The 4,722-nt window shown below is 41.3% G+C and carries 5 protein-coding genes and 1 pseudogene; all 6 read left to right on the top strand.

What is annotated here, in order from left to right; genetic code table 11:
• Window positions 1-420, top strand: a pseudogene (locus tag BP896_RS00455) (Replication factor C small subunit); the annotation flags it as partial.
• Entirely contained in the window at window positions 417-1,673 is a 1,257-nt protein-coding gene (locus BP896_RS00450) for a replication factor C large subunit (RefSeq protein WP_291764556.1), read from the top strand. The pseudogene BP896_RS00455 and the gene BP896_RS00450, both read left to right, overlap by 4 nt.
• Window positions 1,674-1,676: 3 nt before the next feature.
• Window positions 1,677-2,381 (top strand): class I SAM-dependent methyltransferase, encoded by a 705-nt coding sequence (locus BP896_RS00445; protein WP_291764554.1) that lies wholly within the window; start codon window positions 1,677-1,679, stop codon window positions 2,379-2,381.
• Window positions 2,374-2,883 carry a THUMP domain-containing protein gene (locus tag BP896_RS00440; RefSeq protein WP_291764552.1) on the top strand — a complete coding sequence of 170 codons (510 nt, stop codon included), beginning with the start codon at window positions 2,374-2,376 and terminating at the stop codon, window positions 2,881-2,883. Before BP896_RS00445 ends, BP896_RS00440 begins: the two co-directional genes overlap by 8 nt.
• Before the next feature lie 121 nt (window positions 2,884-3,004).
• A complete protein-coding gene (locus tag BP896_RS00435) occupies window positions 3,005-4,198 on the top strand; it encodes an ORC1-type DNA replication protein (protein ID WP_291764550.1) in 1,194 nt (397 codons plus the stop codon).
• A 5-nt stretch (window positions 4,199-4,203) separates the two neighbouring features.
• Window positions 4,204-4,482, top strand: coding sequence for a winged helix-turn-helix domain-containing protein (locus BP896_RS00430; RefSeq protein WP_291764548.1), 279 nt, complete (start codon window positions 4,204-4,206; stop codon window positions 4,480-4,482).
• The last annotated feature ends 240 nt before the right edge of the window (window positions 4,483-4,722 follow it).

The following is a 4,722-nucleotide window of genomic DNA, read 5'->3' as shown; positions in this document are numbered from 1 at the left end:
ACCACAACAAACAAAAAAGTGGATAGGGAGGCGGTTTATAGGGTTGTGGGTAGGGTTGAGTTTAAGGTTATTGATGAATTCATTGAGAATGCCTTAAGCGGTAGGTTTGAGGATTCCCGTAAGTTGCTTAGGAACATAATGTACACGTACGGTGTATCCGGTGTTGAGTTGCTTAAGTACATTGAGGATGAATTACTAATTAATGATAGGTTTAATCTACCTGTTGATGCGAAGGTTGAGGTCAGTGAGCTTGTGGCTGATATTGATAATAGGCTTGTAACAGGTAGTGATGAGGAGATTCAGTTAACGGCATTAATAGCTAAATTAGCCCTCATAGGCTCTAAGTATGGTTTAAGGGCTGTGAAGGAGCCTGAAATCAAGCCAAGTGAGAAGCCCGTTAAGAGAGGGTCACGTAAATGAGCATGCGTAGGTTACCTTGGTTTGAGAAGTATAGGCCAAGGAGCCTTAAGGATGTTGTCGATCAAGAGGATGTTAAGAGGACTATGGAGGATTGGATAAGCAGGTGGCTAAGCGGGAAGGAGAAGAGGGCTATATTGCTTTCAGGCCCACCTGGTACCGGTAAGACAACAATGGTTCACGCATTGGCGTATGACTATGGGTTAGAGTTATATGAGATGAATGCCAGTGATGTTAGGACAGCCTCAAGGATTAGGGAGACTATTGGTAAGGCGTTAACCCAGGGTTCACTATTCGGCTTCAGGGGTAAGATTGTGCTTTTTGATGAGGTTGATGGCATTAATGTTAAGGCTGATCAAGGGGGTATTTATGAGATAGTTGATATTGTTAAGGAGGCTAAGGTCCCAATAGCTATGACAGCTAATGATCCATGGGACCCTAAGCTTAGGCCCCTTAGGGACATTTGCATAGTTATTCAAGTTAAGCCTCTTAAGAATAGGGATATTATTGAAATGCTTAGGCGCATATGCAATGCAGAGAAGGTTAAGTGTGAGGAGGATGCCTTGAGGCTTATTGCAGAGTCATCAATGGGTGACATGAGGTCAGCCATAAATGATTTGCAGGCGGTTGCCGAAACAGGTCCAGTAACTAGGGAGAGGGTTTCATTATTGAGTAGTAGGGCTCATCAATACGATATGTTTAGGATGGTTGACATGGTGCTTAAAGCCAATACTGTGGCGTCAGCCACTGGGGTAACTAGGTTACCTAGTTTTGATTGGGAAAGTTTCCTACTTTGGCTTGTTGAGAATACTGCAGTTGCCTACTCATCATCATTAATAGCCATGAGTGATGCCTACGATAATTTATCTAAGGCTGATGTACTTAGGGGCATAATGAATAGTAGGCAGGAGTGGGAGTTAATGCCTTACGTACTTGAGTTAATGACCAGTGGGGTTGCTTTAGTTAGGGATAAGCCTAAGTTACCATTCTTCATAAGGGGTATGAGGTTCCCTGAGAAAATTAGGCTATTAGCTAGGACTAGGGAGATTAGGGATACTAGGGATCATGTAATGCATATGCTTAGGGTTCAGCTTCACGAATCAACAGCAACCATAGTGAGGGATTACTTACCATTAATAAGGGCACTAATTGAGAGTAATAGTAAGGTTATTGATGTACTCACTAGGTCGCTGGGCGTATCCGAGAGGTCTATTAAACTTGTTATAAGCCCCGAGGCTAGTGAGGAACAGGAGTGAGCTATGGTTAAGATCCCACTTTATGAAACGTATAATGCAATAGTACCTGTATATGAGAGAACCAGTAAAGCAATAACCCTTAGATTCCTGGTTAAATGGAGGAGGGAGACTATTAAATTAGGCCTCAAGGCACTTAATGACCCAGGTAATGCACTTAATGTACTCGATGCTGGTTCAGGCCCAGGAAGCATGAGTATTGAGTTAATTAAAAGTGGAGTTGGCCTAAGGCATATTGTGCTGCTGGATCAATCAATAGTAATGCTGAATGCCACGCCGAGCCTTAGTAACATTGATAAGGTCTGCGGCTCCTTCGAGTATATGCCCTTTAGGGGTTCAGTATTCAACATGGTTATCATGGGCTTCTCGCTTCATACTGCAAATGACTTAAGGAGAACTTACTGTGAGATATCTAAGGTACTTGATAATGGAGGAGTATTAGCCAGTATAAGTATTGGTAAGCCCACTAACCCTGTTTACCGTGCCTTAGGCTGGCTCTACACTGCGGCTGCAATACCATTAATAGCCCTTGTGTTCGCTGGGCCAAGATATGTCTCATACTTCTACAATATACACAATATATATAGGCGATTACCACCAAATGACGTGTTTAGGAGTATGGCTGAGGGCTGCTTAAGGCTTATTCAATATAGGGATAAAGCCCTTGGTTTAGCTAACATTATTATAATGGGGAAGCGGAATCATGGTTAATATAATCCTAGCCACGACTAAGCCTAGGAATAGTAGGGTTGCCAAGGACTTGGAGGATTACCTCATTATTAAGTTAGGTAATGCTAAGGTAACTAAGTCACGTTTCAGCGGCCTACTTATAATAGAGACTGAGCTTGACCCTACATTAGTGTCTAGGATTATTTTAAGGAGCCCATTTGCAGGCACAGTATTGTTTAGGGTTATTCCAATTATTGAGTATACTAATGAGTTAAACCTAGGGGATTTAGTTAACTTAGTACTGCGTAGAATTAACCAATGCAGTGGCCATAGGCTACTAATTAGGTGTAGGGCTAGGGGTCGTGGGGTTAGTGACTCGGATTGTGAACTTAGGTTAGCCAGAATGCTTAAGGAAAGGGGTGTTAACGTTGGTGTTAAGTCACCTGGTTGCATATTATTAATTGAATGTTGGGAACAGGGATGCGGTGTTCTTATGGATAGAATTGACTTAATTAAAGAGTATGCGCTTATAAATATAAAGTAATGAAGTAAATTAACCGTTTATTATATAGGTAAGTGCTAAGTACCTTAAAGTTTTAGGGTATTAGAGAAGTTTACTACTTATTAAGCATTAAAGTTTTAAAGCAGAAAGAACAAGTACATGCGTGGGGGAGTTAAGTATAATTAAGAATCCGGCGGCATTAACGCCAGATTTCATACCAACTAGGTTAGTTGACAGGGAGGAGCAGATGAATACGCTTAAGATGATTTTCGATGATTACATTAAATCTCCTGGATCATTCTACGCCAGGGCACTACTCGTGGGTAGTACTGGCACTGGTAAGACTATTACCAGCCTTAAGTTTAAGGAATACGCCTCACGTTCATCAACGGTGAGATTCATCTATGTACCATGCTGGACCCATAGGACAATGCACTCTGCTGTTAGGCATATTGGTGAGTCACTGAAGATGAGTATACCTAGGCGTGGATTCTCATCAGATGAACTCCTTGAGATAATTTACGACTACTTAAAGGATAATGACATGTACGTGGTCATAGTGCTTGATGATGTGTTCCACATAGTTAACAATAGTGGTGCTGATTCACTTGGAATATTAATAAGGTTTTATGATGAACACATAGGGGAGCATGATTACCACTTCTCATTAATACTTATTGATAGGGATGAATCACTATTAGATAAGCTTGACGCTGGTGCTAAAAGCACCCTAGGCAGGAACATAATTAAATTCCCACCGTATACTAAGGACCAGATTTACGAGATCCTTAGGGATAGGGCACAGGAGGCTCTTCACCAAGGCGCTTATAATGATGAGATCCTTGAAATGATAAGTGATGTTACTGGGGCCAGGGATAGTGATGGAGGCAGGGGTAACGCTAAGCAGGCTATTGAAATACTTTGGAAGGCTGCATTAACCGCGCAGCAGCAGGGCTCCAGGAGGATACTGCCGGAGCACGTTAGGGTTGCTATTAAGAACACATTACCTGTCCACGTGGGTGAATTAAAGGGTATGGATCTTCATGAGAAATTATTCTTATTAGCCATAGTTGAAGCGTTACGTAAGAAGAGGGATGTACCATACGTAACCTTCGGTGAGGCTGAGGAGGAGTACATAATACTGTGTGAGAGGTATGGGTTAAGGACTAAGCGTAGTCATGGCCAATTATGGCATTACTTAAAGGATATGGAGAGTACGTGGCGGATTATTGAAACTAGGCTATCTGGTAAGGGTATGAGGGGTAGGACAACGCTAATATCAATACCCTATGAATCACTTAACGTACTTGCTCAGGAATTAACAAGAATGCTTGACTACGAATTAGCGGTTAGGTGATCCGCATGAACCTAGTTGATGAGATAATGGAATCAAAGATAAGGATTAAGATTATACTGGCACTTCATGAGCTAGGGGAATTAAACATAACTCAATTAGCCAAGATAATAGGCTCAAATTACACGTTAACATTAAAGCATGTTAAAGCCCTTGAGGAGGTTGGGATAGTTAAGGAAGTTAACATTGGTAGAATGAGGATCATTAAATTAAACAAGGATACACCAGCGTATAAGCATATTAAGGACCTAGCCAACACGCTTAAGGGCTTAATGAATCTTAAGTAATAATTACCAATGTACCTTCACCTAATTAAAGAGTAGGCTTAGGGTAAAGTTAGGTCTTAGTTAAGATGTTGGAAAATGAGGCCCCTAATACTACTTAATTATCTATATTGGCTGCTATTATTTTAATTATAATACTAAAAATATGCTTCAAATAATTTAACAATGCCTCCTAGTAAATGGAGGGATAGAAAATGCTACTAGAAATATCTGACCCCTTCCCCGGCCCTAAAGGGCTGGGGT

This window comes from Caldivirga sp. UBA161, from assembly GCF_002506515.1.
Taxonomy (GTDB): domain Archaea; phylum Thermoproteota; class Thermoprotei; order Thermoproteales; family Thermocladiaceae; genus Caldivirga.
Note: the sequence above shows the minus strand (reverse complement) of the source record. Positions and strands in the feature narration are given on the sequence as shown.

Bases quoted from the DNA above. Each gene is read 5' to 3' on its own strand.
- BP896_RS00440 (WP_291764552.1), top strand. From the start codon at position 2,374: ATGGTTAATATAATCCTAGCCACGACTAAGCCTAGGAATAGTAGGGTT.
- BP896_RS00445 (WP_291764554.1), top strand. From the start codon at position 1,677: ATGGTTAAGATCCCACTTTATGAAACGTATAATGCAATAGTACCTGTA.
- BP896_RS00430 (WP_291764548.1), top strand. From the start codon at position 4,204: ATGAACCTAGTTGATGAGATAATGGAATCAAAGATAAGGATTAAGATT.
- BP896_RS00450 (WP_291764556.1), top strand. From the start codon at position 417: ATGAGCATGCGTAGGTTACCTTGGTTTGAGAAGTATAGGCCAAGGAGC.